We start from the raw sequence: 25,062 nt of genomic DNA on the forward strand, positions 1-25,062 counted from the left end.
CCTCTACAAAGCGTGGTAGCCGCGGTTGTGATAGATCAGCGGCCGCAAATTATCGCCGATGCGCAAACCTGTAACCTTGCCAAAAAGCACACGGTGGGTGGCCAGATCCTTGGAGTCGATGAGTTCGCAGTCGAAGACGGCGAGCGCACCCTTCAGCGTCGGCGCACCGGTCGAGATCACATCCCATTCGGCCAATGCGAAACGCTCCTCGACCGGCAGGCCGGTAATGCCGGAAAAGCCGATCGACAGCGGCTCCTGATCCGAAGCCAGCGTGTTCAGGGCAAATTTGCCGTTTTCCACGAACGGCTCGTTCTTGGGATTTTCACGATTGAGGCAAACCAGGATGGTTGGCGGCGTGTCCGACACCGAGCAGGCCGCGATCACCGTCGCGCCGCGCCTGCCGGCAGGGCCATCGGTGGTGACCACATGCACATGGCCAGCAAAATGGGCCATCGCGTCGCGGTAGGCCTGCGGCCCGATGTCATTCTTCTTCAGCACCGATGATTTTCCACTAGTCAGAACCAACCGTTATATATGGGGGGATATTGCAGGCCACAAGCGAAGTGCTTGACCTATATCCCGAATTCGCGTGTTGCGCCAAAGCTGGCCAGCCTTTAGGTCTTGACGGCATTGGCGCCGGCAGAACACGCGATCGGCGCGGAGGAATTCTTCGCTCGCATGCGACGTTGGACAACCACAATAGCGGTGCTGGCCTGGCTCTCGGTCGCCGGTAGTGCGAGCGCCGAGACGCTGCGGGTCGGCGTCGCGGCACCTTTGTCGGGGCCGTCGGCAATCCTCGGCAAACAGATCGAGGCCGGCGCGACAATGGCGGCTGAAGCTGACGGTACCGAGATCAGGACGATCGATGACGCCTGCACGGCCGACGGTGGCGCCGCCGCCGCGCGGGAATTCACCGCGGCCAAGGTCAACGTCGTCATCGGGTTTTTGTGCACCGACGCAATCGAGGCGGCTCTGCCGATCCTCAAGGATGCCGGCATACCGGTGATCACAGTCGGCGTTCGCACGGAAAGCCTGACCGACCGGCGCGCCAAGACCGGATGGCCGATCTATCGTCTCGGGCCGCGCGGCGACGACGAGCGCAATGCCGTCGCTGCCATCCTCACCCGCCTATGGCAGACCGAGCTGTTCGCCATCGTCGACGACGGTACGATCTATGGCCGCGAAATGGCCGAGACATTTCGGGCAGCCGCCGAGCAAGCGGCGCTGAAGCCGGTTTTCGTCGACACGTTCCGGCCGCAGCTCGATAACCAGATCGGCCTGATCGGCCGACTTAGGAAAGCCGGCGCAACGCATGTCTTTGCCGGCGGCGACGGCGATGATGTCGCCATTATGGGCCGGGATGCTGGCCAGCTAAATACCGGCATGGTGTTTGCCGGCGGCGAAGCTTTGCGCGCGCCGCTCGGCGACATGCCTTATGCCGTCGGCACGCTGATGATCGCGCCGCCCGAATGGGCCGATGTCGCCGACCCCAAGGTGCTGCAGAGCTTTGCCGGACAAAACATCGTGCCGGAAGGTTACACGCTGCCCGCCTATGCCGCGGTCGAGATCGCCAAGTCGGCTTCAGCATTGACGCAAAGCTCCGGCGAGAGGCTGGCCGACGTGCTGACCGCGCATGATTTCACCACGGCGATCGGACCGATCCGCTTTGACGAAAAAGGTGACCTGACGCAAAATCCTTATCGAGCCTTCCGTTTCGACGGCGGCCGTTTCGTGCCGGCGGAGAGCCAATGATGTCCAGCACAGGGATGTTCCATACGGGTCCGCGCAATCTCATCACCGACGTCGCCGGCCTGCGTGTCGGCAATGCGGCGAATGCCAAGCTGAAATCCGGTGTGACCACCGTCATCTGCGACGAACCGGCCGTGGCCGGCGTGCAAATCCTGGGCGGTGCGCCGGGCACCCGCGAAACCGACCTGCTCGAGCCGCACAATTCGATCCACGCCATCCATGCCGTGGTGCTTTCGGGCGGGTCTGCTTTTGGCCTCGACGCCGCGTCGGGGGTGCAGGCGGCACTGCGTGAAAGGGGCATCGGCGTCGAGGTCGGCGGCTTTCGCGTGCCGATCGTGCCGGCGGCGATCCTGTTCGACCTGCGCAATGGCGGCGACAAGGATTGGGGCCGGTATCCGCCTTACCGTGACCTTGGCTACGAAGCCGCGCAAGCCGCTGCGATAGACTTTGCGCTCGGCACTGCAGGCGCAGGTAGCGGGGCTTTGAGTTCCGGCCTGAAGGGCGGGCTCGGCTCGGCCTCGACAGTGCTGGACAGCGGCGTCACCATCGGCGCGCTCGCCGCCGTCAACCCGACCGGCTCGGTGACGGTCGCAGGGACCCGCCATTTCTGGGCGGCGCCGTTCGAGATCGGCGACGAGTTCGGCGGGTTAGGCTATCCCCACCCGATGCCTGACGATGCCAGAAAGGTCCTGCTGAAGTTCCGTGACAAGCATGCGGCAGAACAGGCGGAAACCGGCGCCAACACGACCATCGCCGTAATCGCCACCGATGCGGTACTCACGAAGGCCGCCGCCAAACGTCTGGCGATATCGGCGCATGACGGCTTTGTCCGTGCCATTTGGCCGACACACACGCCCGCAGACGGCGATCTGGTCTTCGCGCTGGCAACGGGCAAGAGCGGCATTGAGCTCGCACCCAACGATGCCGTCGATCTCTACGCCGCGGCCGGCGCCACGATGGCACGCGCCATCAGCCGCGGCGTCTTTGCCGCGACGCCGGCCGAGGGCGATCTGTTCCCGGTCTGGTCGTCGCGCTGAACGCGCAACGCTCATTCGGGTGAGCCGTAATCAGACTGGATTATGATCAGGTGGGTTCGGATTTTTCTTCCTCGAACGTGACCGCAACATCCGAGTTTGCCGACAGCCGCACCTTCTGGCCCTCGACCTCGGCGACAAGGCTGAGAGGAATGAAGTGGTGATGGCCCCTGTGAGCGCCCTCGCCGCTGTCGCGCTTGGTCAGCTTTATGCGATCTCCGTCAACCTTGTCGACGGTACCGACATGGACGCCGTCGGCGCCGATCACTTCCATACGTTCGCGAATCTTGGCTGCATCAGTCATTGGGGGGTCTCCCTTAGAGCGCCGCGCGTCCCTTTGAACGCGCAAAGGAGGCTCTAAACATTTTGAATCAATGCACTGTGCCTTCCGAAAATCGATCCCGATTTTCGGAAGGCACGATGCGGTGAAGTTGCCGACAATAAACAAACGACGGCCGGATTGGATGCATCGACTTTGTGTTTCAGTCAGCACGATCTTTTGACGGCATCGTGATAGGAATTTGAGGGCGTCGACCGTCGGAATGGAAAGCCCCATGCGAAATCTTGCCCTGTTTGCAGTCTGCCTGCTTGCCCCGCTTGCAACTTTGGCCGCCGCCTTCGCAGGCGATGTCGCCGAGCTTGAGATCCTCGGCTTCAGCAGTGATGGCGGGGTCTTTGCCTTCGAGGAATACGGCGTCCAGGATGGATCGGGATTTCCCTATGCGACACGCTATTATATCGACACGGCCGACGACAGTTTCCTGAAGGGCTCGCCGATACGTGTCCGGCTCGACGACGAGAATGCCACGGTGGCCGCAGCGCGGCTGCAGGCCCGGCAAAGGGGCGAAGCGATCATCAGTCAGGCGGAACTCACGGCAAATCGCGGCATCACCGCCGGCTTCAACCCGGTGACCGAGCTTTCTGCCGATCCCTTCCGCATGGTGGTCAATCCGCGCCCGATCTTCTCGCCGGTCGACGATCCGCTCGAGTTCCGGCTCGACCAGATCGGCATGAATGACACCGAACGCTGCCAGAGCCAGGGCGAGATCAACGGCTTTCGCCTGCTGCGCATCGAGGCGAAGGATGGCGGCCAGACGAGGATCATTCACGAGGACAAATCGATCCCGCAAAGCAGAGGCTGTCCGAATGGCTACCAGATCGGCGCGGTTCAGACATTTTCGCTGGATAGCCTCAGCGCCTATGCCGTGCTGATCGCGGTGCGCCAATACGGCTTCGAAGGGCCGGACTATCGCTGGATCGCGGTAACCGGTCGCCTGTGACGTTCCCCGCCATGCGCTATCGCGCTCTGCGCCGTCTCCGCCGTGCTCTGCCGTCGCTGCGCACCGCATTTGCCGGTGCCTTGCTGTGGGCGGCAGCGATGGGCGCCAGCGCGCTGCTCAATCTGCTGCAGTACGATTGGGAGACCCCGGCAAAGGTCCGCTTCGTCTCGCTGCTTTATGCTGCCGGCGGCGCGCTGGCCTTCCCGGTTGGGCTGTTTCTGGCGCGGCTCGTCTCGCTCGGACGCCACTGGGAAATCGCCCTCGCCGCCGCCTTCGTCTGCCTTCTCGCCGCGACAATTACCTTCACCGGCGGCCTCTTTGGGCTGCAATACCGCTCCTACTATGTCCAATGGCATGCACCCGCGCTCACCATCACCTGGGTTTTCCAGTTCGTGTTCACGATGTTGACGGCGCTTTACCAGTTCGTCGTCCTCGGCATCCGGCTGTATTTTCCGCTCGGTTTCGTTGCACTCGCTGTCGCCAGTGTCTGGTTTGCGCGCCAGCAACGTTGAGCATTTTGCCTGCCTCTGTTAGGACGCGGGCAAATGCTCTCACAAGTCAGGACCGACTGATGATCCCTCGCTACTCCCGGCCGGAAATGGTGGCCATCTGGTCACCCGAAACCCGGTTCCGTATCTGGTTCGAGATCGAGGCCTACGCCTGCGACGCATTGGCCGAGCTCGGCGTCATCCCGAAGGAGGCCGCCAAGACCATCTGGGAGAAAGGCGGAGCGGCGAAGTTCGACGTCGACGCCATCGACGAGATCGAGCGCGTCACCAAGCATGACGTCATCGCCTTTCTCACCCATCTTGCTGAATTCGTCGGGCCGGATGCCCGCTTCATCCACCAGGGCATGACATCCTCCGACGTTCTCGACACCTGTTTTGCCGTGCAGCTCACCCGCGCCAGCGACATCCTGCTGGCCGACATTGACGGGCTGCTTGCGGCGCTCAAGCGCCGCGCCTTCGAGCACAAGGACACCATCACCATCGGCCGCAGCCACGGCATCCATGCCGAGCCGACCACCTTCGGCGTCAAGCTGGCGCAGGCCTATGCCGAATTCTCGCGTTGCCGCGAACGGCTGGTGCACGCACGCGAGGACATCGCCACCTGCGCCATCTCGGGTGCGGTCGGCACCTTCGCCAATATCGACCCCTACGTCGAAGAATACGTGGCCAAGAAACTCGGACTGAAGCCCGAGCCGGTGTCGACGCAGGTGATTCCGCGCGACCGCCATGCGATGTTCTTCGCCACGCTCGGCGTCATCGCCTCGTCGATCGAGCGGCTGGCGATCGAGGTGCGCCATCTGCAGCGCACCGAGGTACTCGAAGCAGAAGAGTACTTTTCACCCGGCCAGAAGGGCTCGTCGGCGATGCCGCACAAGCGCAACCCGGTGCTGACCGAGAACCTCACCGGCCTTGCCCGCATGGTGCGCTCCTTCGCATGGCCGGCAATGGAGAATGTGGCGCTCTGGCACGAGCGCGACATCTCGCATTCCTCGGTCGAGCGCATGATCGGGCCCGACGCGACGGTGACGCTCGATTTCGCGCTCTCACGCCTGACCAGCGTTGTCGACAAACTGCTCGTCTACCCCGACAACATGCTGAAGAACATGAACAAATTCCGTGGCCTTGTGCATTCGCAGCGCGTGCTGCTGGCGCTGACGCAAGCCGGTGTTTCGCGCGAGGACGCCTACCGGCTGGTGCAGCGCAACGCCATGAAGGTGTGGGAGCAAGGCGCTGATTTTCTTGAGGAACTTTTGGCCGACAAGGACGTTGTCGCAGCCTTGCCCGAGGCCGAGATCCGCGAGAAATTCGACTTGGGCTATCATACCAAGCACGTCGATACGATCTTTAGCCGAGTGTTTGGAGAAGCCTGATGATTTCGTCGGCCGGAGATTTCGATTTCCTCGCCCTGCCCGGGCGCGGCAATTCCGCGCCGGATCATTGGATGTCGCATTGGTGCCGGGTGTTCCCCAATTCGAGCCGCGTGCTGCAGGCCGAGTGGGACCGGCCAAAGCCTGAAGACTGGATCGACCAGGTGGATGCCGCGGTGGCCGCCGCACCGCGCCGCGTCGTGCTGCTTGCGCATTCGCTGGCGGTGGCGACGGCGGTGAAGTGGGCTGCCGGCGCCAGTCAAAGCCAACTCGACAAGGTCGCGGCGGCATTCCTGGTTGCCGCGACCAATGTCGAGGATACCGATCCCTCATTCGACGCGGTGCGCCCGTTCGCGCCGATGCCGCTGAAGCGCCTGCCCTTCCCGACATTGGTGGTGGCGAGCCGCAGCGACCCACGCGTCACCTTCGACAAGGCGACCGCTTTTGCCGCAGCCTGGGGCGCGGATATCGCCGATGCCGGCGATCTCGGCCATATGGGAAACGAGGCGCGCCTGGGCGTATGGCCAGCGGGCCTGCTCATGCTTGGCCGCTTGCTCGAAAAAGCGAACCTCTAACCTACGCCTTACCGGGAACCGTCCTTATTACCGTGCCCCACGGATCCTCGCGGGTGGTCTCGCTTGCGGCATTGTCCGAGCGCATCTCGACCCAGGCCAAGCCGGAGCGGGCGGGATCGCGGCGACCGGCGCCGGCGCTCTGCCACGCATTTGCGCCAATGTGGTGATGATAGCCGCCGGACGACAGGAACACCGCCGCGCCACCGTACTTTGCCACTGTGTCGAAACCGAACTCCTGATGCCACCATGCTTCGGCTTCTTCCGGCCTGCCGACCCGCAAATGGACGTGGCCGATAATGCTGTTTTCCGGCGCGCCCTGCCAGCCGGTGTCGCCGGCCGGCACCGCGGCAACGACCGACGGCATGTTCAGCCGCTCCGTCGCCATCGCGATCTTGTCGCCGTTCCATTTCCAGTCCTGGGGGCGGCGGTCGGCATAGATCTCGATGCCGTTGCCTTCCGGGTCGGTCAGATAAAGAGCCTCGCTGACCAGATGGTCGGATGCGCCCTCGATGCCGATCTTGCCGGCGATGGCGTGATTGATCCAGCGGCCGAGATCGGCCCGGCTGGGTAGCAGGAAGGCGGTGTGGAAAAGACCGGCGCTGCGCGGGTCATCGGGTTTCGCAGCCGGATCCGCTTCGATGTCGAGCAAAGGGCGATTGACTGCGCCGAGCGTAATCGTGCCGCCGGAGCGGCTCAGTTCCTGCAAACCGACGACTTTGCGATAGTAGGCAGCGAGATTTTCTGCATCGCGCGCCCGCAAGCCGACACGGGCAACGCTGACCGGGGTCGTCGCGGCAAAAGGCAGTTCGCTCATCAAAGTGCTCCGTTCAGCCGGCGCTCGACAAGCTTCCAACGGAGGAACCCGGCGCCATCAATCATTCTACGCCGTGTCCGTGCCAAAATCTCGGAACAGCCATTCTTTCCCAGCGACAGATCGTCGATCGCAATCGTTCACACAAGAGCGCAAGAAGCGAACATGGTGTTCACAATAGCGAGCAGAACCGGGCTCATGAGAGGCCGTTTGCGTGTCGCTGTCGAGTTCATACCCGGTTGCACCCGACAGCGCCTCTCGCTACATGCGCGCCATGAAAGTCAGGGAAGCAGATATTCTCATCGTGCCGGGCTACACCAATTCCGGCCCCGATCATTGGCAGAGCCGCTGGCAGTCGAAACTATCGACAGCGCGCCGCGTCGAACAGACGGAATGGTCGAAGCCGGTGCGCGAGGATTGGACGGCCGGTGTCGCCAAGGCGGTTAACGAGGCCGAGCGGCCGGTCGTCATTGTCGCTCACTCGCTTGGCGTCGCCGCGGTCATCCAGGCATTGCCTCGGTTCGAGCGACCGGTCGCCGGCGCTTTCTTCGTGGCGCCGCCCGATGTCGCCAACCCTGAAATAAAGCCGAGGCACCTGATGACCTTCGGCCCCTACCCGCGTGACCCGCTGCCATTTCCGTCGGTGGTGATCGCAAGCCGCAACGACCCGTTCTGCGCCTTCGGCGTCGCCGAGGACATTGCCGCGGCGTGGGGCTCGCTGTTCATCGACGCCGGCGATGCCGGTCATCTCAACGCGGATTCCGGCTTCGGCCCATGGCCCGAAGGTTCGATGACGTTCGCGAAATTCCTGACGGACCTCTAGAGCGGTTCATCGTTTCACGGAAACGGCGAACCGCTCTATCTCTTTGTTTTGACGCAATTCCGGACGGAAAAACCGTTTCACACTTTTCCTGGGATTGCTCTAGGAAGCGATCGAATCCCTGACGCTGCTCAGCAGGGTCTTTGCCCCAAGCGAAATCAGCGAATGCTCGGAACCCAACGCCAGCAGCCGGTAGCCCATCGACACCACGCGACCGGCAACGGCCGGTTCCATCACATAGATCGCCGCATGCTTGCCGGCCTTGCGGGTGCGCTCGGCGATCGAGGCGACGGTCTCCATCATGCTCTCCAGCGTCGAACTGACGGTGGTCCCCTTCGACCAGGCGATCGAGAAATCCGACGGGCCGAGGAAGATCCCGTCGATACCCGGCGTGTCGAGAATGCCGTCGAGTGCATCAAGCGCGGCGCGCGTTTCGACCATGGCGAACGCCATGGTGCGCTGGTTGCTGTCGCGCAGCCAGTCGGCATAATCGCCCTTGCCATGGCGCGGAAAAGCATAGGTGGGACCCCAGGAGCGCTCGCCGAGCGGCGGGTATTTCATGGCGGCGGCAAACAGCTTTGCGTCCGCCACTGAATTCACCATCGGCGCAATCACAGCCTCGGCGCCGAAGTCGAGCGCGCGGCTGGCCATGTCGAAGCGGCCGACCGGGATGCGCACCAAAGCCGGCTTGTTGGCGGCCAGCACCGGCACAAGCCCGCGCAGCACGCTGTCCTCGTGATGGCCCCCATGCTGCATGTCGAGCGTAACCGCGTCGAACCCTTGCCTGGCCAGTATCTCGACCGTCAAGGCATCCGGCACGCCGGACCATGCGGTGAACAGCGTCTCGTCGACCGCAAGGCGTGACTTCAGGGACATTGGCGATTTCCTCTTTGCTTGCAGCAATTCAGCCGGAAATGACCGCAAAGGCAAAGAAAAACCGCGCGGTTAGGCCGGGCGGTCGATTGGTCCAGCATTCGATCGGTACCGGCTGAAAAATCAGGTGTTCTTGATCTGCTCGATCGCCTGCGCCATCAATTCATCCATGGTGCGGCGGATCTGATGGTCCGACTGGTCGATGCCCGCCGCATCGAAATCCTTGCGTATCTTGCGGAAAACGTCGTGATCGCCGGCTTCCTCGATGTCGCTGACGACCACTTCCCTGGCATAAGCGTCGGCATCGGTGCCGGATTTGCCGAGCTTTTCGGCAGCCCACAGGCCGAGCGCTCTGTTGCGGCGTGCCGCAGCCTTGAACCGAAGTTCCTCGTCGAATGCGAATTTGCGCTCAAAGCCCTCTTCGCGGTCTTTCATGCTGCTCATGGCATCCCTCCGTGAAATCCGATTCGTTGTGCCAATATGTGTTGCCGGAGCACAAACCAAAAGGGCGCAGGCCGGTCAATATGCTACATTGCTTGCTGCGCTGCGGCATTTCGGTGCCCGAAAGCGGTTGATTGAAAGGATTTGCCGATTGAGCAAACAGTGCGATTGGGATAGACACCGGCATTGAACCCCACCGTCGCCATCTTATTTTAGGCAGACGGACAGGAACTGGTCGCTTGCCGCCTGCCCGCAAATCCAGAGAAAAATCAGATGAAAAATCGCCGCCGCATTTATGAAGGCAAGGCCAAGATCCTTTATGAGGGACCGGAGCCTGGCACGCTGATCCAGTTCTTCAAGGACGACGCTACCGCTTTCAACAAGAAGAAGCATGAAATCGTCGATGGCAAAGGCGTGCTCAACAACCGCATTTCCGAGCACATCTTCAACCACCTCAACCGGATGGGCATTCCGACCCACTTCATCCGCCGGCTCAACATGCGCGAGCAGTTGATCAAGGAAGTCGAGATCATCCCGCTCGAAGTGGTGGTGCGCAACGTCGCCGCCGGCTCGCTGGCCAAGCGCCTGGGCATCGAGGAAGGCACCGTGCTGCCGCGCTCGATCATCGAATTCTATTACAAGGCCGATGCACTCGACGATCCGATGGTATCGGAAGAGCACATCACCGCCTTCGGCTGGGCGAGCCCACAGGAGATCGACGATGTCATGGCGCTGGCCATTCGCGTCAACGACTTCCTTTCCGGCCTGTTCATGGGCGTCGGCATCCAGTTGGTCGATTTCAAGATCGAATGCGGCCGCCTGTTCGAAGGCGACATGATGCGCATCGTCGTCGCCGACGAGATTTCGCCGGATTCCTGCCGGCTGTGGGACGTGGCGACGCAGGACAAGCTCGACAAGGACCGCTTCCGCCGCGACATGGGCGGGCTGGTCGAAGCTTATCAGGAAGTTGCCCGCCGACTCGGCATCATGAACGAGAACGAGCCGCCGCGCCCAGCCGGGCCGGTGCTCGTCGCATCGACCGACGGTGTCAAAGGCAAGCCGCACTGATGGCTTGCCCGCTCAACAGATGAACAGGAACATGTCCAGCGTGATCAAGGCCCGCATTACCGTAACCCTCAAGAACGGCGTGCTAGACCCACAAGGCAAGGCAATCGAGCATGCGCTGTTCGCAATGGGTTTCGGCGGCATCGGCCAGGTGCGGCAAGGCAAAGTTTTTGATATCGAACTTGCCGAGAGCGACAAGGCCAAGGCCGAAGCGGATCTGAAAGCCATGTGCGACAAGCTTCTGGCGAATACGGTGATTGAGAATTACGCGGTGGAGATCGCCTGAGGTGAAATCAGCCGTCGTCCTGCTCCCCGGCCTCAATCGCGACCGCGACATGATCGCGGCGCTGACCAAGATTTCCGGCACGCCGCCGGTCACCGTCTGGCAGACCGACACCGACATTCCCGATGTCGACCTGATTGCCATTCCCGGCGGCTTTTCGTTTGGCGATTATCTGCGCTGCGGCGCCATTGCCGCGCGCATGCCGGTGATGCGGGCTGTCGCCGAAAAGGCGGCCAAGGGCGTCATGGTCATCGGCGTCTGCAACGGCTTCCAGATCCTGGTCGAGGCAGGCCTGCTGCCGGGCGCATTGATGCGAAACACCTCGCTGAAATTCGTCTGCCGGCAAGTCAAGCTGCAGATTGCTAATGCCAACACGATGTTTACCCGCCGCTATCAGCCGGGCCAGGTCATCCGCGCGCCGGTGGCCCATCATGACGGCAATTATTTCGCCGATGCCGAAACGCTGGCCCGCCTCGAAGGGGAAGGCCAGGTGGTATTCCGCTATGCCGAAGGCACAAATCCCAATGGCTCGATCAACGACATTGCCGGCATCGTCAACGGCCGCGGCAATGTGCTCGGCCTGATGCCGCATCCCGAGAACCTGATCGAAGCGGCGCATGGCGGCAGCGACGGCCGGGCGCTGTTCGAAAGCGCACTGGGCATCGCCGCTTGATACCTTCAATTTTCCTCCTGGAGCCACGGTCATGAAACTCTATTCGCGGCCGTTGTCGCCCTATTCGTCGATCGTGCGGGCGTTGGCCTACATCAAGAACGTGCCGCTCAAGCTCATTGCACCGCCGCCGGGGTTTCCCATCCCCGAGGCATTTCGTGCCATCTCGCCGTTGAACCGGATTCCGGTGCTGATCACCGGCTCCGGCGAAACGATCGTCGAATCGGTGGTCATCGCCGAATATCTGGAGGAGCGCTTTCCCGAGCCGGCGCTGCTGCCGAGGGACTCGAAGGACCGGGCGCTGGTGCGCATGTTCGCCCGCATCACCGACCTCGACGTGCTCGCCCCGACCATGAAGCTGTTCGAGCTCCATTTCGTGCCGCAGCGCAACGAGGCGGAGATCAAGGCACAGTTCGCCCGATTGCATCACGGGCTCGCGGCAATCGAGGCGCGCATGGCGCATGGCCCGTTCGCGCTCGGCGACGACATCTCCTTCGCCGATGCCTGGCTGACGCCGACCCGCTTCGTCTTCAACAATTTCAGGGCGACGATCGGCCGCCCCGATTTGCTTGACGCCTATCCGAAATTCGATGCCTACGAGCAGATTGCCTTGCAGCATCCGGCGCTGTCGCGCGTCTGGGGTGAGATGACAGACGGTCTGAAGGTGTTTCTGTCCGAACTCGAGATGGGCGCCGCTTGAACATGAGACCGACGACCACGCGCCTCGCCGTCGCTACTGCCGCCGGGCTTGTACTCGCCTCATGCCAGTCAGGCCCGAAGAGCACGCCGGCGCCGGCGGGCAAGAGCGCGTCACTGCTTGCCATGGAACAGGTGGCAATCGCTGCCCACAAATGCTGGATCGCCAGCAAGGACCCTGCCTTCAAATCTTACCAGATGGCCAACGAACTGAATTCGTTCAGCGGCACGCCGCGCTTCCTGCTGGTGCCGGCCAAACATTATGGTGGAAAGCCGTTGCTGGTCGTGCAGGCGCAAGGCAATTCGAGCCGCGTCGACGTGTTCGGCCCATTGATGGCGGAACCGCTCGGCGCACGCATCGGCTCGGACATTGCCCGCTGGCAGGCGGGCAATCCGGGCTGCGGCGCTGCTGCCTAGCCCAATGGGTCGCGTGCTGCAGATCACCGGTCTGGTCGTCGGCCTGGCCGGGCTCGTCCTGCAACTCTGCATCACCGTCCCGGCATCAATGGAAGCCGGCCGCGGCTTTGCCGGCTCGCTGGTCTTCTATTTCAGCTTCTTCACCATCCTGACCAACATCGGCGCGGTGCTCGTCCATGCCTCGTTGCTGTCGTCGACGGGTTATGCCTGGTTTCCGGCCTTTGCCGCGCCACGGATGCGGGCGGGCGTAGCCGTCGCCATAACGCTGGTCCTCATCGTTTATGCAACGGTCCTGGCGCAGCTTTGGCAGCCGCAAGGGCTGTTCCTGCTCTGCGATGTGCTCCTGCACTATGTGACGCCGGTGTTGTTCGTGCTGTGGTGGCTTGTGGCAGGCGCCGACGGCTCGACGCGGTGGCGCGACATCTCCTGGTGGATGATCTATCCGATCGCCTATCTGGCCTACGCGCTGCTGCGGGCGCCGATTGCCGGCGAAGTGCCTTACCCGTTCCTCGATGTTGCCAAAAATGGAGCGGTCAGCGTCGCCGTCTCGGCCGTGGCCATCACAGGGCTTTTTCTCGTGCTATCTATTGTGGCGGTGCTTGTGGACCGCGGCGTCGCGCGGATCAGGGCGGCGACCGTCCGCTAAAGCGCTCGAACGCATCAGTCCCAGAACGGCCTCAGACCCTCACGATGGGCATCGCAGCGCGAGATACCGATGTCCTTGAGCTGGGTGTCGGTCATCTCGAGCAGGACCAGCCGACTGCGGCGGCGATCCAGCAGACTGTCGATCCATCGGACGAATGACGTGACCACTTGCACGAGCCGGCGAACATAGGATCTCCGGCCCGACGAGCGGCTTCCGGTCAATTCAACTGCCGCGTAGCGGATTGTCTCGATTGTACCCATTTTCTTTCTGCCAAGATTGCAATTGTGCCTTTCGTACGGCCCGCTTCATATGTATTGACTCCCATTTCGGTGCAATGTAAAAAATTGTCACCATGACAACTTGGCTTCCAGACCTGACCGCCCGCACCGGCCCGCTCTATCAGCGGCTTGCCGATTCCATCGAGACGGACATCGACCGCGGCTTGATCGGTGCAGGGGCAAAGCTGCCGCCGCAGCGCGATCTGGCATACGACATCGGCACGACCGTCGGCACGGTCGGCAGGGCCTATCAATTGCTGCGCGAGCGGGGATTGGTCAGCGGCGAGGTCGGCCGCGGAACCTATGTTCTCGCTCAACAGTCGGAGAGCGCAAAGCCGGATTTCCTGGGGCCGGTCGAACAAGGCACGCGCTATATGGATGCGCCCGGCGACAAGCTGCGCTTCGATAGCACGGCCGCACCGGACGTCGGCCAGGGTGCCATCGTCGCCGACGTGTTGACACGCACGGCGCAAGACCATCCGCATGAGATTTCAAGCTATACGCGTGATTTCCCGGACCGCTGGTTCGAAGCCGGCAGGCGCTGGCTGTCGCGCAATTCCTATCGCCCGGCGGTAGATGCCATCGTTCCCACGCTCGGCACCCACGCCGCGGTGATGGCAACCATTGCGGGGCTCACCGCCCCCGGCGACTATGTCGTCTTCGAGCACCTCACCTATTCGCAGATCTCGCGCAGTGCCGGCCTGATCGGTCGCCGGACCGCACTGGTGGCGACTGACGACGAGGGCATCGATCCCCAAGATTTCGAGCGCGTCTGCGCACAAAAGCACCCGAAGATGATGTTTTTGATGCCGACGGCCAAGAACCCGACGCTGACAACGCTGTCGGCATCGCGCCGCGAGGCAATCGCGCATGTCGCCCGTCAATATAACGTCGTCCTGATCGAGGACGATCTCTATGGCGGACTGACCGATGACCCAACGCCTTTAATGGCCGAATATGCTCCCGAACGGACCATCGTTGCCGGCGGCCTGTCGAAATCGGTTGCGGCGGGTGTTCGCGGCGGCTGGCTCGCTTGCCCGCCGGCCTATCGTCACCGCATCCGGGTTGCCCACAAGATGATGACGGGCGGCCTGCCCTTTCTGCTGGCGGAGGTGGGCAGCCGGCTGGTGCTGTCCGGTCAGGCCGCTGAGGTGCGCAAGCGCAGCATTGCCGAGATCGGTGCGCGCATCGCGATCGTGCGCGAGACACTCGACGGCTTCGATTTCAAGGCGCTGGATAACGTGCCGTTCGTCTGGCTCACTTTGCCGGACCCATGGCTTTCCGGCACTTTCAAGCAGGCCTGCCTCGAACATGGCGTGCTCATCGACGACGAGGACGAGTTCAAGGCAGGGCGTTCCGAACAGGCCTTTCACGGCGTACGGTTTGGCATCTCGCAACCGCGGCAGCGGGACGATATCGCGCACGGCGTCGCGGTAATCCGGCGGCTTCTGGACGAGGGCCGCGCCGGCTACGACAGCTTTTCCTGAACCGGCTTGAAACCGGCGGGTCGAGTGGCGATCTTTCGCTACTTGCGGTCAGCTGTTGCTTTCCATCGTTTTAGTCATCCAACGGGGTGTATCGGCTGCGACGCTTGCGATAAGACGGGACTCGATCTCAAGGACACAATTGCCGATCATGACCATTTCCAATTCCGTGCCGATCACTCCTGAACTCATTGCCGCGCACGGGCTGAAGCCCGACGAGTACCAGCGCATCCTCGACCTGGTCGGGCGCGAACCGAGCTTTACCGAACTTGGTATTTTTTCGGCGATGTGGAACGAGCATTGTTCTTACAAATCCTCGAAGAAGTGGCTGCGCACGCTGCCGACCACCGGGCCGCAAGTCATCCAGGGCCCAGGCGAGAATGCCGGCGTGGTCGACATCGGCGACGGCGACTGCGTCGTCTTCAAGATGGAGAGCCATAACCACCCCTCCTATATCGAGCCCTATCAGGGAGCTGCGACCGGCGTCGGCGGCATCCTGCGCGATGTCTTCACCATGGGCGCGCGGCCGATCGCGGCGATGAACGCGCTGCGCTTCGGCGCGCCGGACCATCCCAAAACCAGGCACCTCGTTGCCGGTGTCGTTTCCGGCGTCGGCGGCTATGGCAATTCCTTCGGCGTGCCGACGGTCGGCGGCGAGATCAATTTCGACGCCCGCTACAATGGCAACATCCTGGTCAATGCCTTTGCGGCGGGGCTTGCCAAGACTGATGCGATCTTCCTGTCGGAAGCCAAGGGTGTTGGCCTGCCGGTGGTCTATCTCGGCGCCAAGACCGGGCGCGACGGTGTCGGCGGCGCCACCATGGCCTCGGCCGAGTTCGACGACAAGATCGACGAGAAGCGGCCCACCGTGCAGGTTGGCGATCCGTTCACCGAAAAATGCCTGCTCGAAGCCTGCCTCGAACTGATGGCGTCCGGCGCCGTTATCGCCATCCAGGACATGGGTGCCGCCGGCCTCACCTGCTCGGCGGTCGAGATGGGCGCCAAGGGCGACCTCGGCATCGAGCTCGATCTCGACAAGGTGCCGGTGCGTGAAGAGCGCATGAGCGCCTATGAGATGATGCTTTCGGAGAGCCAGGAGCGCATGCTGATGGTGCTGCGCCCCGAAAAGGAAAAACAGGCCGAGGCGATTTTCCACAAATGGGGCCTCGACTTTGCCATCGTCGGCAAGACCACCGACGATCTGCGCTTCCGCGTGCTGCACCAGGGCGACGAGGTCGCCAACCTGCCGATCAAGGATCTCGGCGATCAAGCGCCGGAATATGACCGTCCCTGGGTCGATCCGAAGAAGCCGGCGCCGCTGGCCGGCGATGCACCTCAAGCCGATGTGGCTGACGCACTGCTCAAGCTGCTGAGCGGACCGGACCTTTCCTCGCGCCGCTGGGTCTGGGAGCAGTACGACACGCTGATCCAGGGTAATTCCCTGCAGCTTCCCGGCGGCGACGCCGGTGTCGTGCGCGTCGATGGCCACCCGACCAAGGCGCTCGCCTTCTCCTCCGACGTGACGCCGCGCTATTGCGAGGCCGACCCTTACGAGGGCGGCAAGCAGGCGGTTGCCGAATGCTGGCGCAATCTTACCGCCACCGGCGCTCTGCCGCTCGCGGCCACCGACAACCTCAATTTCGGCAATCCGGAACGGCCGGAGATCATGGGCCAGCTGGTTGGTGCTGTGAAAGGCATCGGCGATGCCTGCCGGGCGCTTGGCTTTCCGATCGTCTCCGGCAACGTCTCCCTCTATAATGAGACCAACGGACAGGGCATCCTGCCGACACCAACCATCGGCGGCGTCGGTCTGATTGCCGACTGGTCGAAAATGGTGCGCATCGGCTTTGCCGCCGAAGGCCAGATGATCGTGCTGGTCGGCGCGCCGACGATATGGGGCTCGCATCTTGGCCAGTCGGTCTATATGCGCGACATCTTTGGCCGCGCCGACGGCCCGCCGCCGCCGGTCGATCTCGGCCACGAGAAGCGGGTCGGCGACCATGTGCGGGCACTGATCGCCTCCGGTGTCGTTACCGCGGCGCATGACGTTTCCGATGGCGGCATCGCGGTAGCGCTGGCCGAGATGGCGATGGCCTCCGGCATCGGCGCGACCATCCCCGGCCTGATCGGCACAGATCCAATCCCCGTCTGGTTCGGCGAGGACCAGGGCCGCTATCTCTTGACGCTGTCGATCGACCCGCAGAGCGAGCAATGGGACGCCATTCGCGAACAACAAAACAAGCTCGGCGTTTTTGCGCCGTGGATCGGCTCGACCGGCGGCAGCGACCTGAAGCTGGGCGAGGCGCGTGCGATACCGGTCAGCGAATTGACCGCCGCCCACGAATCCTGGTTCCCTCGCTTCATGGCAAATGAGGTCGTGGACCCGTGATGTGATCGAGTGGGCCCTTTCCCTGTGGTTCATCCGCCATTTCGACCATATCTATGAGATCACGACCTGAACAAGGAATCCTCATATGGCAATGGACGCCCACGACATCGAACGGCTGATCAAGGAAGGCATTCCCGACGCCAAGGTGACGATTCGCGACCTGGCCGGCGACGGCGACCATTATGCGGCTGAGGTTGTGGCCGAAAGCTTTCGCGGGAAAAGCCGGGTCCAGCAGCACCAGATGGTCTATGACGCGCTGAAGGGCAATATGGGCGGCGTGTTGCACGCGCTTGCCCTGCAGACCAGCGTGCCGGACTAATTCTACGCAAGCGGGAAGTCATGGCCAAAGGCGACAGCGATCCGGTTGCAGTCAGTGCCTATGCTTCCTTCGCCGAGCGCTATGACGCGCTGGCGCCGATCAAGCCGCACAACGCCCTTTATGAACGGCCAGCCTCGCTGGAGTTGCTGGGCGACGTGACGGGTCTGAACATACTGGACGCCGGTTGCGGCTCCGGTATCTGCTCGGAAAAGCTGGCTGGCTCAGGTGCGCGGGTAAGTGCCTTCGACATTACGCCGGAAATGCTGGCTCTGGCACGTCAGCGATGCGCTGGGCTCGATGTCGATATCCGGCTTGGCAACCTCGAAAGGGCTCTCGACTGGCTCGCGGATGGCAGTTTCGACCGAATACTTTGCTCGCTGGCGCTCGACTATGTCGAAAAACTGGAGCCGGTATTCGCTGAGTTTCATCGCGTGGCCTGCCCGGGCGGCTGGCTGGTGTTCTCTATGGGCCATCCAATGCGCGACTGGCAGGACACGCGCACGCGCGGGACGAAAACCTATTTTGAAACGAATCGCTGGGGCATGTATTGGGGAGGTTTTGGGGAGCCCAAGCCCTATGTCTAATCCTATCGCAGGCCGCTCGGCGATATCCTCAACGGGCTTGCCGACACAGGCTGGACGCTCGATCGTTTCGTCGAGCCGGTTCCCGCGCCCGAGATGGAAATGGTCGACTCCAGGCATTTTGCCGAACTGAGTTTGGCGCCGGCATTCATATGCGTACGTGCGCATAAATAAATTCACCTTTTCGCCGACACGGCGATGATCGGCCCGACCGGATAGCTTCCACCCACAATCATCCGCTCGCCGTTCGACAGCGCCGAAACGACCCCGTCGAAGAAAAGCGCGTTGGGACAATTGAGCGCATCTCGAAACAGTCGCGCGAAGCTGCCGAGGCTGACCTCAGAGCGCGAGATCGCCAGCACGACAGTGTTTTCGTCACGCACGCCGATGCCATTGCGGATATAGCGCGATGTGCCGTTTTGCTCGAAGCGGGGATGAAGCCGGCCGTCGATCACCAGCATCGGGCCGGATTGCGTGGCAAACATCACGTCCAGTCTGGTCGCAGCATAGGCGCTTGTCTCCATGACCGCCGCCTTGCCGTCCTTCCGGACCAGGAAGACGCCATTCGGTTTCAGGAAGAAATTCCCTTCGCTGTCGGCGACGTTGATCGGCGCCTTCTCCCGGCCGTCTTCGACGAGAAGGCCGACCGGAGTCAGGTCTTGGTGATACATGCCGGCGTTCATGGCGAGCAGCACCGGCCGGCCATGATCCGCCATCGCCTTGTCGAATTTGTCCAGTGAACCGAAAGCCTTGCCGTCAAGGCCTGCATGGAACACACCGATGTCATAGTGGCGCAGATCGATTTCGCAGACGACATAGGCGACCGCCTCGAAGCTCGCGTCGCGGCACGGCGCCGGTAATTCACCGCCGACGACGAGAGATGGCTGTCTCGGCGACCTGGCCCACCAGATCAAGGACAGTGCGGCGAACAGAACGGCGAGGAGGAACCCGGCGAGATATCGTCTTTTCATCGCGCCTCGGGAAAGATGGTGGCCAACGCTCTTGGCCCAAGATCAGACGTTCCTTTGCGCCATTTGCATGGCAAGGCGGCAAACATCTTGTTTCGCGCAACCCATGGGTTTATTTGAAGGGTAATGTTCGAGCCTGACTCCCACAGGCATGAAAGGGTATTCCATGAGCGGCATCAACGACTACATCGACAATGAAGTGAAGGGCAACGACGTCGTTCTCTTCATGAAGGGCACGCCCGGCTTCCCGCAATGCGGATTTTCCGGCCAGGTCGTGCAGATCCTCGACTATATCGGCGCCGACTATAAGGGCGTCGACGTGCTGACGTCGGCCGAACTGCGGCAAGGCATCAAGGACTATTCCAACTGGCCGACCATCCCGCAGCTCTACGTCAAGGGCGAGTTCGTCGGCGGCTGCGACATCATCCGCGAGATGTTCCAGGCGGGCGAATTGCAGACCTTCCTCGTCGAAAAGGGCGTCAGCGTCAAAGGCGCCGCCTGACTTCTGTTTCTGCGTATGACCTTCCGCCTGCGATTTTCGGGGGTCATGCGCTAAGCGCCGGGGCAGCCCCCACCTTGGAAAAAAGTTCTGCCCGCTATCGGGCAATCAACGAATGGATGCGTCGGCCAGCCGGCGCATTTTCGTTTGAGGATCGGACTGGCCTTGGATCAGCAAGCACAAGCGCAGCAAAAGGCAAGCACCTTGCCCATTCCGCGCTGGGAATTCATTGCGCTGTGCGCGGCGCTGATGGCGCTCAATTCGCTGGCAATCGACATTATTTTGCCGGCGCTGCAGCAGATCGGCGCTTCGCTTGGCATCGAAAATGAAAACCACCGGCAATATGTTGTCACCGCCTATATCCTTGGCTTTGGCGGCGGACAGCTGTTCTTCGGGCCGATCTCGGACCGCTTCGGGCGCCGCGCGCCGCTTGTCGCAGGGCTGGTGATCTACGTCCTGGCGGCCGGCGCTGCGGCAATCGCCCCGTCATTCGCCACGCTTCTGCTATGCCGGGCGGTGCAAGGCATCGGCGCGGCGGCGACGCGCGTCATTGCCGTCTCGATCGTGCGCGATACGTTCGACGGAAGGCGCATGGCCGAAGTCATGTCCTTGATCTTCATGGTGTTCATGGCCATTCCGGTGGTGGCGCCCGGTATCGGCCAGTTCATCATGCTGTTTGCGACCTGGCATGTGATCTTCGTCACCATGGCAGCCGGCGCGCTGATCGTGTCCGCCTGGTCGCTGCTGCGCCTACCCGAGACACTACACCCCGAATATCGCCGGCCGCTGACGCTGTCCTCCATCATCGGCGGCTTCCGCATCGTTCTCACCAACCGCATCGCGCTCTGCTACGCCTTTGCCAGCACCTTCATCTTCGGCGCCATGTTCGGCTTCATCGCCTCGGCCCAGCAGATCTATGTCAGCGTGTTCAATGTCGGCGAGATGTTCCCCGTCATCTTCGCGGGGGTTGCCGGCGTACTTGCTTTTTCGAACTACCTCAACTCGCGCCTCGTCGGCCGCATCGGCATGCGCCGTCTGTCGCAAAGCGCGCTGCTGCTGTTTCTGGCCATCAGCCTTGCCTGGCTGGTCGTTTCCATCGAAATAAAGATGCCGCTCTGGCTCTTCATTACCTTCTTTGCCTGCGCCATGGTCCCGTTCGGCGCGCTTGGCGCGAACTTCAACGCGCTTGCCATGGAGCCGCTGGGGCACCTGGCCGGCACTGCATCGTCGATCCTTGGGTTCATGCAGACATTTCTTGGCGGCATTCTCGGCACGCTGATCGGCCAAGCCTTCAACGGCACGGTGACGCCGCTTGCCGCCGGGTTCTGCAGCGTGTCGGTGGCGGCGCTGCTGATGATCCTGCTGGCCGAGCGCGGCAGACTGTTCCAGCCGCATAACCCGCCGGTTTAATGCACATTGCCGGGCGCGCCTAGGATGCACCCTCACTGACCGCGGTGAAGCGGGGGAACAGCGTACGTCCTGCGATTGCTCCACCCATACTGTCCGAAACGGGCAGTGGAAGAGCCTTGTCGAGCGCCTCGAGGACGGAAGCCACGAAGGCCCGATTGAGCGGACCATCGTCCCCTAGATGGGAGTAAGTGGCGCGCGGCTTGCCGATAAGCGTGCCGTTTCGGCGAATTGAGAACTGCAGCGTCAGGGTCATGCCCGCGGTTCCGGGCGGCGGCTTCCAACAGGCGAAGATCGCGGAGAACATCTCGTCTATGGTGTCGACGGAGTCGGGACTGCGACATGCGCGTTCCCCAGCGCTTGCTTCATTGACACCGGCAACCAAGGCAAGGGCAAAGGCCGTTGCAACAATTGCGGACCGAGGTTTCATTCGAGGTCTCCGGTTTCGCACAGGATTGGACAACTTTGGCAGCGAAGAGTTATTCCGCCCAGAGCTCGCGGCGCAGCTCCCGCCAGCTCTCCCGGTCCGGCGCGACCAGCAGGCCACCTCCGACATGCGACGGCAGATAGGCGCTGCCGTCGAAGCGCGCGGCATGGCCGCCCGCCTCCGCATGGATCAGCACGCCAGGCAGGTGATCCCAGGGCATCAGCTTGTTGTAGACGACGAAATGGCCGTGGCCGCTGGCCAGCAGGCGGTATTCGTGGGCGGCGCAGCGATAATTGAACTGCGATAGCGACTTGGTCTGGTTGCGCGCCAAACGTGAGCGGTCCGGCTCGGGCACATAGTGCCATGAGACCGCACCGGTCATTTCCGACATCGGCGCGGGTTTGGCGACATGGACCTTTTCCAGATTGCCATGGGCATGGCGGATATGGCTGCCGGCGCCACTAACGCCGATCAGCCAATCCTTGCCGACGGGATCGTGAATGATGCCGACGACCGTCTCGCCCTTGACCACGACGCCAAGCATGACGCCGAAAAGCGGCACGCCGGAGGCGAAGTTGAAGGTGCCGTCGACCGGGTCGATGACGAAGGCGAGTTCGGCATCGCCGAGACCGTCGAGCAGCGTCAGGTCGTCGGAGCAGGCCTCCTCGCCGACGATCATTGCGTGGGGATAACGCTGGCGCAGCCTGGCGGTGATGAGCCGTTCGGCATTGACGTCGGCCTCGGTGACGAGATCGGCGGCCGAGGTCTTGCGACGGACGTCGCCCTCGCTCAACCGGCGAAAGCGCGGCATGATCTCGGCGACGGCGACTTCCGACAGAAGGTCGGCAAGCCAGTCGATCGCGCTGTCGTCAAATGTCATCGGGACGCCTGGTGGTGAGGGTTTCGTTGAGGGCGGCGAAATCGAACAGTTTCCTGTCGAGCAGATGTGAACGCCGCACATTGGTCATGGCGCGGATCATCGTGTCCTTGCGGCCGGGCATGCGCTTCTCGATGTCGTCGAGCATCGCCTTCATGGCGTTGCGCTGCAGGCCCTCCTGGCTACCGCACAGATCGCACGGAATGATCGGGAATTTCATGGCGTCGGCGAATTTCTCGAGATCGGCTTCCGCACAATAGGCGAGCGGCCGCAGCACCATGACATCGCCTTCGTCATTGAGCAGCTTCGGCGGCATGGCGGCCAGGCGTCCGCCATGGAACAGGTTCATGAAGAAGGTTTCCAGTATGTCCTCGCGGTGATGACCGAGCACCAGCGCCGAGCAGCCCTCCTCGCGGGCAATGCGATAGAGATGGCCGCGCCGCAGCCGCGAGCACAGCGAGCAATAGGTGCTGCCCTCGGCCAGCTTGTCGGTGACCACCGAATAGGTGTCCTGATATTCGATGCGATGCGGAATGGCATATCTATCGAGATAATCGGGCAATATGTGCTTGGGAAAGTTCGGCTGGCCCTGGTCGAGATTGCAGGCCAACAGCTCGACCGGCAGCAGCCCGCGCCATTTGAGATCGAGCAGCACGGCAAGCAGGCCGTAGGAATCCTTGCCGCCCGACAGAGCGATCAGCCAACGGTCGCCGGGTCTCACCATGGCGAAATCGTCGATCGCCTGGCGGGCAAGCCGCAACAGCCGCTTGCGCAGCTTGTTGAACTCGACGGAGGACGGCACATCGGCAAACAGCGGATGAAAGCCGCCTTCGGTATCGGCGACCGGTTCGAGTGTTTCGGCGTCTGGCAGCATATTCATGGCGCGTCGGCCCCAAGATCCTGTTGCCGCCCGCAGTAGCGCATCGGACCGAAAACCGAAATCGATTTCGGAATCACGCCGCGGAAAAAGAAACGAAAAAAGAAAAGGCCGCCTCGACGGGCGGCCTTCGATTGTATCGCGACGAACGCGCCGATCAGCGCGAATAGAATTCGACGACCAGGTTCGGTTCCATCTGCACGGCAAACGGAACGTCCGCCAGGCCGGGGATGCGCGTGAAAGCCGCGGTCATCTTGTTGTGGTCGGCCTCGATGTAGTCGGGCACGTCGCGCTCGGCCAGGCCCACAGATTCCAGCACGATGACCAGCTGCTTCGACTTCTCGCGCACTTCGATGACATCGCCCGGCTTGCAGCGGTACGAGCCGATGTTGACGCGCTTGCCGTTGACGTTGACGTGGCCATGATTGACGAACTGGCGCGCCGCAAAGATGGTCGGCACGAACTTGGCGCGGTAGACGACTGCGTCGAGGCGCGATTCGAGCAGGCCGATCAGGTTCTCCGAGGTGTCGCCCTTGCGGCGGTCCGCCTCTTCATAGACCTTGCGGAACTGCTTTTCCGACACGTCGCCATAGTGGCCCTTCAGCTTCTGCTTGGCGCGCAGCTGCAGGCCGAAATCGGAAAGCTTGCCTTTGCGACGCTGGCCATGCTGGCCGGGGCCGTATTCACGCTTGTTGACCGGGGACTTCGGGCGGCCCCAGATGTTTTCGCCAAGACGGCGGTCGATCTTGTACTTCGCGGATTCGCGCTTGCTCATCGCATTCCCTTTCAAAACAATGCACCCGGAACCTCATGGTCCGGGTGAAGGAAACGCGCCCTCCTCTGGCCTCCGTTTTCGAGACCTGACAGGGTTTTCCACGCAACGCGACGGAAAACCCACGGGACACGTCATTTCAAACAAGACATAGGGAAAGTAAAACCGGCTTCCCAAACGTCTCGCACACATAAAGAAAACCACCGGGCATTGCGGCCCGGTGTTGGTGGGCTGGTTAAACGGAGATTTAACCGCTGTCAAGCTTCCGGCTGGCGCGAATCGCCGAACCGGATAGTGTTACGGTTGTAGAACGTGCCGGATGTGGCGGGAGGTTGCGCCAGCGGCATCAGGAAGGGACTGAAGTCAGAGGAGCTGGAATTCGTATGAAGAAGTTCTTCCTTACGTTGGTAGGAGCCGCGGTGATGGCCGGCACGATGGCGGTCGCGCCCGAGCCGGCGCAGGCCCGGCATTGGCATGGGCACAGGCATCACCAGGTCTGCCGCATCGTGGTCAAGAAGAAGGTGGTGTGGCGCCACGGTCATCGCAAGGTGATCCGCTACAAAGTGCGGCGCTGCGGGTGGGGCTGGAACTGGTAATTTTCGTCCTCGCCCGTTGAGACTTCATGGCCCGCGGCTCAGCCGCGGGCCTTTTATTGACCGGCATCCGCCGTCAGAATGGCCAGTCGATCAGTGTTTCGACTTCTTTTCCGGCAGGCCCTTGCGCTTGGTCTCGGCGAATTCCTCGAGCTGTTTTTCGCTCATGGATTTATACATTCCCTTCGACGCGCCTTTGAGCGCGCCCTTCTTGGTCTCGCCGCGCTTGGCTGACAATGCCGCGCCGGCCGCTTTCTGCTGGGCTTTTGAGGTGGCTGGCATGATGGTTTCTCCCGTTTCCAATGAGAGGAAAACGCATTGTCCGGTGTGATGTTCCCAAAGCGAAAATTGCCTG

At 62.2% G+C, this 25,062-nt stretch carries 32 protein-coding genes; 20 read left to right on the forward strand and 12 right to left on the reverse strand.

Annotation, left to right across the window (positions count from 1 at the left end; all coding sequences use genetic code 11):
• Nucleotides 1-3 precede the first annotated feature (3 nt).
• The gene (locus tag NKI41_RS05795; RefSeq protein WP_352457772.1) at nucleotides 4-498 is read right to left on the reverse strand and encodes a flavin reductase; all 495 of its coding nucleotides are present in this window, start codon (nucleotides 496-498) and stop codon (nucleotides 4-6) included.
• A 180-nt stretch (nucleotides 499-678) separates the two neighbouring features.
• Between NKI41_RS05795 and NKI41_RS05800 the strand changes: the two genes are divergently transcribed.
• Both NKI41_RS05800 and NKI41_RS05805 read left to right on the forward strand, forming a co-directional pair.
• Nucleotides 679-1,752, forward strand: coding sequence for a branched-chain amino acid ABC transporter substrate-binding protein (locus tag NKI41_RS05800; RefSeq protein WP_352681905.1), 1,074 nt, complete (start codon nucleotides 679-681; stop codon nucleotides 1,750-1,752).
• Between the two features lie 14 nt (nucleotides 1,753-1,766).
• On the forward strand, nucleotides 1,767-2,786 hold the full coding sequence (locus tag NKI41_RS05805; RefSeq protein ID WP_352474065.1) for a P1 family peptidase: 1,020 nt from the start codon (nucleotides 1,767-1,769) through the stop codon (nucleotides 2,784-2,786).
• A gap of 46 nt (nucleotides 2,787-2,832) precedes the next feature.
• Here the strand turns inward: NKI41_RS05805 and NKI41_RS05810 are convergent, their stop codons facing one another.
• A complete protein-coding gene (locus NKI41_RS05810; protein WP_023674734.1) occupies nucleotides 2,833-3,087 on the reverse strand; it encodes a DUF2171 domain-containing protein in 255 nt (84 codons plus the stop codon).
• Nucleotides 3,088-3,337: 250 nt separating this feature from the next.
• Here NKI41_RS05810 and NKI41_RS05815 point away from each other — a divergent pair, with 250 nt between their 5' ends.
• From NKI41_RS05815 to NKI41_RS05830, 4 genes are read left to right on the forward strand one after another with little or no spacing between them, the layout of a single operon-like run.
• On the forward strand, nucleotides 3,338-4,063 hold the full coding sequence (locus tag NKI41_RS05815) for a DUF2259 domain-containing protein (protein WP_352681907.1): 726 nt from the start codon (nucleotides 3,338-3,340) through the stop codon (nucleotides 4,061-4,063).
• A gap of 11 nt (nucleotides 4,064-4,074) precedes the next feature.
• Nucleotides 4,075-4,575 (forward strand): hypothetical protein, encoded by a 501-nt coding sequence (locus tag NKI41_RS05820; RefSeq protein ID WP_352614092.1) that lies wholly within the window; start codon nucleotides 4,075-4,077, stop codon nucleotides 4,573-4,575.
• A gap of 59 nt (nucleotides 4,576-4,634) precedes the next feature.
• The gene (gene purB, locus NKI41_RS05825) at nucleotides 4,635-5,942 is read left to right on the forward strand and encodes an adenylosuccinate lyase (protein ID WP_352681909.1); all 1,308 of its coding nucleotides are present in this window, start codon (nucleotides 4,635-4,637) and stop codon (nucleotides 5,940-5,942) included.
• Nucleotides 5,942-6,514 carry an alpha/beta hydrolase gene (locus NKI41_RS05830; protein ID WP_352681911.1) on the forward strand — a complete coding sequence of 191 codons (573 nt, stop codon included), beginning with the start codon at nucleotides 5,942-5,944 and terminating at the stop codon, nucleotides 6,512-6,514. Before purB ends, NKI41_RS05830 begins: the two co-directional genes overlap by 1 nt.
• Nucleotide 6,515: 1 nt before the next feature.
• On the opposite strand, the gene NKI41_RS05835 is transcribed toward NKI41_RS05830, so the two are convergent.
• A complete protein-coding gene (locus NKI41_RS05835) occupies nucleotides 6,516-7,328 on the reverse strand; it encodes a VOC family protein (protein ID WP_352681913.1) in 813 nt (270 codons plus the stop codon).
• A 271-nt stretch (nucleotides 7,329-7,599) separates the two neighbouring features.
• Here NKI41_RS05835 and NKI41_RS05840 point away from each other — a divergent pair, with 271 nt between their 5' ends.
• Nucleotides 7,600-8,148, forward strand: coding sequence for an RBBP9/YdeN family alpha/beta hydrolase (locus NKI41_RS05840; RefSeq protein ID WP_352474656.1), 549 nt, complete (start codon nucleotides 7,600-7,602; stop codon nucleotides 8,146-8,148).
• Between the two features lie 99 nt (nucleotides 8,149-8,247).
• On the opposite strand, the gene NKI41_RS05845 is transcribed toward NKI41_RS05840, so the two are convergent.
• Nucleotides 8,248-9,021 carry an HpcH/HpaI aldolase family protein gene (locus tag NKI41_RS05845; protein ID WP_352681914.1) on the reverse strand — a complete coding sequence of 258 codons (774 nt, stop codon included), beginning with the start codon at nucleotides 9,019-9,021 and terminating at the stop codon, nucleotides 8,248-8,250.
• 120 nt (nucleotides 9,022-9,141) lie between these two features.
• Complete coding sequence (locus tag NKI41_RS05850; RefSeq protein WP_254817651.1) at nucleotides 9,142-9,462, reverse strand: DUF1476 domain-containing protein; 321 nt, start codon at nucleotides 9,460-9,462, stop codon at nucleotides 9,142-9,144.
• Between the two features lie 270 nt (nucleotides 9,463-9,732).
• On the opposite strand from NKI41_RS05850, the gene purC reads away from it, so the two are divergent.
• Genes purC through NKI41_RS05880 form a run of 6 tightly spaced genes read left to right on the forward strand, consistent with a single transcriptional unit; the run spans nucleotide 9,733 to nucleotide 13,236 of the window.
• Nucleotides 9,733-10,527, forward strand: coding sequence for a phosphoribosylaminoimidazolesuccinocarboxamide synthase (gene purC, locus NKI41_RS05855; protein ID WP_023674725.1), 795 nt, complete (start codon nucleotides 9,733-9,735; stop codon nucleotides 10,525-10,527).
• Between the two features lie 40 nt (nucleotides 10,528-10,567).
• Nucleotides 10,568-10,810 carry a phosphoribosylformylglycinamidine synthase subunit PurS gene (gene purS / locus NKI41_RS05860; RefSeq protein WP_352681916.1) on the forward strand — a complete coding sequence of 81 codons (243 nt, stop codon included), beginning with the start codon at nucleotides 10,568-10,570 and terminating at the stop codon, nucleotides 10,808-10,810.
• Between the two features lies 1 nt (nucleotide 10,811).
• Complete coding sequence (gene purQ / locus NKI41_RS05865; protein ID WP_352614096.1) at nucleotides 10,812-11,480, forward strand: phosphoribosylformylglycinamidine synthase subunit PurQ; 669 nt, start codon at nucleotides 10,812-10,814, stop codon at nucleotides 11,478-11,480.
• Nucleotides 11,481-11,511: 31 nt separating this feature from the next.
• On the forward strand, nucleotides 11,512-12,177 hold the full coding sequence (locus tag NKI41_RS05870; protein ID WP_352681918.1) for a glutathione S-transferase family protein: 666 nt from the start codon (nucleotides 11,512-11,514) through the stop codon (nucleotides 12,175-12,177).
• A gap of 2 nt (nucleotides 12,178-12,179) precedes the next feature.
• Nucleotides 12,180-12,590: a hypothetical protein gene (locus NKI41_RS05875; RefSeq protein WP_352681920.1), complete on the forward strand. Its 411-nt coding sequence runs from the start codon at nucleotides 12,180-12,182 to the stop codon at nucleotides 12,588-12,590.
• 4 nt (nucleotides 12,591-12,594) lie between these two features.
• On the forward strand, nucleotides 12,595-13,236 hold the full coding sequence (locus tag NKI41_RS05880) for a Pr6Pr family membrane protein (protein WP_352681922.1): 642 nt from the start codon (nucleotides 12,595-12,597) through the stop codon (nucleotides 13,234-13,236).
• Between the two features lie 14 nt (nucleotides 13,237-13,250).
• Here the strand turns inward: NKI41_RS05880 and NKI41_RS05885 are convergent, their stop codons facing one another.
• A complete protein-coding gene (locus NKI41_RS05885) occupies nucleotides 13,251-13,496 on the reverse strand; it encodes a DUF1127 domain-containing protein (protein ID WP_352681924.1) in 246 nt (81 codons plus the stop codon).
• A 92-nt stretch (nucleotides 13,497-13,588) separates the two neighbouring features.
• Between NKI41_RS05885 and NKI41_RS05890 the strand changes: the two genes are divergently transcribed.
• The 4 genes from NKI41_RS05890 to NKI41_RS05905 all read left to right on the forward strand — a co-directional run bounded on the left by NKI41_RS05890 (nucleotide 13,589) and on the right by NKI41_RS05905 (nucleotide 18,290).
• On the forward strand, nucleotides 13,589-15,001 hold the full coding sequence (locus NKI41_RS05890) for an aminotransferase-like domain-containing protein (RefSeq protein WP_352681926.1): 1,413 nt from the start codon (nucleotides 13,589-13,591) through the stop codon (nucleotides 14,999-15,001).
• 148 nt (nucleotides 15,002-15,149) lie between these two features.
• The gene (gene purL / locus NKI41_RS05895) at nucleotides 15,150-17,387 is read left to right on the forward strand and encodes a phosphoribosylformylglycinamidine synthase subunit PurL (protein ID WP_352681928.1); all 2,238 of its coding nucleotides are present in this window, start codon (nucleotides 15,150-15,152) and stop codon (nucleotides 17,385-17,387) included.
• Between the two features lie 85 nt (nucleotides 17,388-17,472).
• A complete protein-coding gene (locus NKI41_RS05900) occupies nucleotides 17,473-17,706 on the forward strand; it encodes a BolA/IbaG family iron-sulfur metabolism protein (protein ID WP_023674714.1) in 234 nt (77 codons plus the stop codon).
• Nucleotides 17,707-17,726: 20 nt separating this feature from the next.
• Nucleotides 17,727-18,290, forward strand: coding sequence for a class I SAM-dependent methyltransferase (locus NKI41_RS05905; RefSeq protein WP_352681930.1), 564 nt, complete (start codon nucleotides 17,727-17,729; stop codon nucleotides 18,288-18,290).
• Between the two features lie 173 nt (nucleotides 18,291-18,463).
• Here the strand turns inward: NKI41_RS05905 and NKI41_RS05910 are convergent, their stop codons facing one another.
• Complete coding sequence (locus NKI41_RS05910) at nucleotides 18,464-19,258, reverse strand: phosphodiester glycosidase family protein (RefSeq protein ID WP_352474643.1); 795 nt, start codon at nucleotides 19,256-19,258, stop codon at nucleotides 18,464-18,466.
• Nucleotides 19,259-19,421: 163 nt separating this feature from the next.
• Between NKI41_RS05910 and grxD the strand changes: the two genes are divergently transcribed.
• Together grxD and NKI41_RS05920 are read left to right on the forward strand one after the other, a co-directional pair.
• Nucleotides 19,422-19,757 (forward strand): Grx4 family monothiol glutaredoxin, encoded by a 336-nt coding sequence (grxD, locus tag NKI41_RS05915; RefSeq protein ID WP_023674712.1) that lies wholly within the window; start codon nucleotides 19,422-19,424, stop codon nucleotides 19,755-19,757.
• 207 nt (nucleotides 19,758-19,964) lie between these two features.
• Nucleotides 19,965-21,164: a multidrug effflux MFS transporter gene (locus NKI41_RS05920; RefSeq protein WP_502893744.1), complete on the forward strand. Its 1,200-nt coding sequence runs from the start codon at nucleotides 19,965-19,967 to the stop codon at nucleotides 21,162-21,164.
• Between the two features lie 19 nt (nucleotides 21,165-21,183).
• Here NKI41_RS05920 and NKI41_RS05925 read toward each other — a convergent pair whose 3' ends face one another.
• From NKI41_RS05925 to rpsD, 4 genes are all read right to left on the reverse strand, one after another.
• Nucleotides 21,184-21,591: a UCP034077 family protein gene (locus tag NKI41_RS05925; protein WP_352501584.1), complete on the reverse strand. Its 408-nt coding sequence runs from the start codon at nucleotides 21,589-21,591 to the stop codon at nucleotides 21,184-21,186.
• 49 nt (nucleotides 21,592-21,640) lie between these two features.
• Nucleotides 21,641-22,468 (reverse strand): inositol monophosphatase family protein, encoded by an 828-nt coding sequence (locus NKI41_RS05930; protein ID WP_352681933.1) that lies wholly within the window; start codon nucleotides 22,466-22,468, stop codon nucleotides 21,641-21,643.
• Entirely contained in the window at nucleotides 22,458-23,345 is an 888-nt protein-coding gene (ttcA, locus tag NKI41_RS05935) for a tRNA 2-thiocytidine(32) synthetase TtcA (protein WP_352681934.1), read from the reverse strand. Before ttcA ends, NKI41_RS05930 begins: the two co-directional genes overlap by 11 nt.
• 154 nt (nucleotides 23,346-23,499) lie before the next feature.
• On the reverse strand, nucleotides 23,500-24,117 hold the full coding sequence (rpsD, locus tag NKI41_RS05940; protein ID WP_023717376.1) for a 30S ribosomal protein S4: 618 nt from the start codon (nucleotides 24,115-24,117) through the stop codon (nucleotides 23,500-23,502).
• A gap of 380 nt (nucleotides 24,118-24,497) precedes the next feature.
• On the opposite strand from rpsD, the gene NKI41_RS05945 reads away from it, so the two are divergent.
• A complete protein-coding gene (locus tag NKI41_RS05945; RefSeq protein WP_023674706.1) occupies nucleotides 24,498-24,710 on the forward strand; it encodes a hypothetical protein in 213 nt (70 codons plus the stop codon).
• Nucleotides 24,711-24,800: 90 nt separating this feature from the next.
• Here the strand turns inward: NKI41_RS05945 and NKI41_RS05950 are convergent, their stop codons facing one another.
• Nucleotides 24,801-24,989 carry a DUF3008 family protein gene (locus NKI41_RS05950; RefSeq protein WP_023674705.1) on the reverse strand — a complete coding sequence of 63 codons (189 nt, stop codon included), beginning with the start codon at nucleotides 24,987-24,989 and terminating at the stop codon, nucleotides 24,801-24,803.
• Between the last annotated feature and the right edge of the window lie 73 nt (nucleotides 24,990-25,062).

It is taken from the genome of Mesorhizobium sp. M0601 (genome assembly GCF_040320845.1).
Taxonomy (GTDB): Bacteria; Pseudomonadota; Alphaproteobacteria; order Rhizobiales; family Rhizobiaceae; genus Mesorhizobium.

Coding starts and splice junctions, on each gene's coding strand:
- NKI41_RS05800 (WP_352681905.1), top strand. CDS start 679: ATGCGACGTTGGACAACCACAATAGCGGTGCTGGCCTGGCTCTCGGTC.
- NKI41_RS05805 (WP_352474065.1), top strand. CDS start 1,767: ATGTTCCATACGGGTCCGCGCAATCTCATCACCGACGTCGCCGGCCTG.
- NKI41_RS05810 (WP_023674734.1), bottom strand. CDS start 3,087: ATGACTGATGCAGCCAAGATTCGCGAACGTATGGAAGTGATCGGCGCC.
- NKI41_RS05815 (WP_352681907.1), top strand. CDS start 3,338: ATGCGAAATCTTGCCCTGTTTGCAGTCTGCCTGCTTGCCCCGCTTGCA.
- NKI41_RS05820 (WP_352614092.1), top strand. CDS start 4,075: ATGCGCTATCGCGCTCTGCGCCGTCTCCGCCGTGCTCTGCCGTCGCTG.
- purB (WP_352681909.1), top strand. CDS start 4,635: ATGATCCCTCGCTACTCCCGGCCGGAAATGGTGGCCATCTGGTCACCC.
- NKI41_RS05830 (WP_352681911.1), top strand. CDS start 5,942: ATGATTTCGTCGGCCGGAGATTTCGATTTCCTCGCCCTGCCCGGGCGC.
- NKI41_RS05835 (WP_352681913.1), bottom strand. CDS start 7,328: ATGAGCGAACTGCCTTTTGCCGCGACGACCCCGGTCAGCGTTGCCCGT.
- NKI41_RS05840 (WP_352474656.1), top strand. CDS start 7,600: ATGAAAGTCAGGGAAGCAGATATTCTCATCGTGCCGGGCTACACCAAT.
- NKI41_RS05845 (WP_352681914.1), bottom strand. CDS start 9,021: ATGTCCCTGAAGTCACGCCTTGCGGTCGACGAGACGCTGTTCACCGCA.
- NKI41_RS05850 (WP_254817651.1), bottom strand. CDS start 9,462: ATGAGCAGCATGAAAGACCGCGAAGAGGGCTTTGAGCGCAAATTCGCA.
- purC (WP_023674725.1), top strand. CDS start 9,733: ATGAAAAATCGCCGCCGCATTTATGAAGGCAAGGCCAAGATCCTTTAT.
- NKI41_RS05870 (WP_352681918.1), top strand. CDS start 11,512: ATGAAACTCTATTCGCGGCCGTTGTCGCCCTATTCGTCGATCGTGCGG.
- NKI41_RS05875 (WP_352681920.1), top strand. CDS start 12,180: ATGAGACCGACGACCACGCGCCTCGCCGTCGCTACTGCCGCCGGGCTT.
- NKI41_RS05880 (WP_352681922.1), top strand. CDS start 12,595: ATGGGTCGCGTGCTGCAGATCACCGGTCTGGTCGTCGGCCTGGCCGGG.
- NKI41_RS05885 (WP_352681924.1), bottom strand. CDS start 13,496: ATGGGTACAATCGAGACAATCCGCTACGCGGCAGTTGAATTGACCGGA.
- NKI41_RS05890 (WP_352681926.1), top strand. CDS start 13,589: ATGACAACTTGGCTTCCAGACCTGACCGCCCGCACCGGCCCGCTCTAT.
- purL (WP_352681928.1), top strand. CDS start 15,150: ATGACCATTTCCAATTCCGTGCCGATCACTCCTGAACTCATTGCCGCG.
- NKI41_RS05900 (WP_023674714.1), top strand. CDS start 17,473: ATGGCAATGGACGCCCACGACATCGAACGGCTGATCAAGGAAGGCATT.
- NKI41_RS05905 (WP_352681930.1), top strand. CDS start 17,727: ATGGCCAAAGGCGACAGCGATCCGGTTGCAGTCAGTGCCTATGCTTCC.
- NKI41_RS05910 (WP_352474643.1), bottom strand. CDS start 19,258: ATGAAAAGACGATATCTCGCCGGGTTCCTCCTCGCCGTTCTGTTCGCC.
- grxD (WP_023674712.1), top strand. CDS start 19,422: ATGAGCGGCATCAACGACTACATCGACAATGAAGTGAAGGGCAACGAC.
- NKI41_RS05925 (WP_352501584.1), bottom strand. CDS start 21,591: ATGAAACCTCGGTCCGCAATTGTTGCAACGGCCTTTGCCCTTGCCTTG.
- NKI41_RS05930 (WP_352681933.1), bottom strand. CDS start 22,468: ATGACATTTGACGACAGCGCGATCGACTGGCTTGCCGACCTTCTGTCG.
- ttcA (WP_352681934.1), bottom strand. CDS start 23,345: ATGAATATGCTGCCAGACGCCGAAACACTCGAACCGGTCGCCGATACC.
- rpsD (WP_023717376.1), bottom strand. CDS start 24,117: ATGAGCAAGCGCGAATCCGCGAAGTACAAGATCGACCGCCGTCTTGGC.
- NKI41_RS05945 (WP_023674706.1), top strand. CDS start 24,498: ATGAAGAAGTTCTTCCTTACGTTGGTAGGAGCCGCGGTGATGGCCGGC.
- NKI41_RS05950 (WP_023674705.1), bottom strand. CDS start 24,989: ATGCCAGCCACCTCAAAAGCCCAGCAGAAAGCGGCCGGCGCGGCATTG.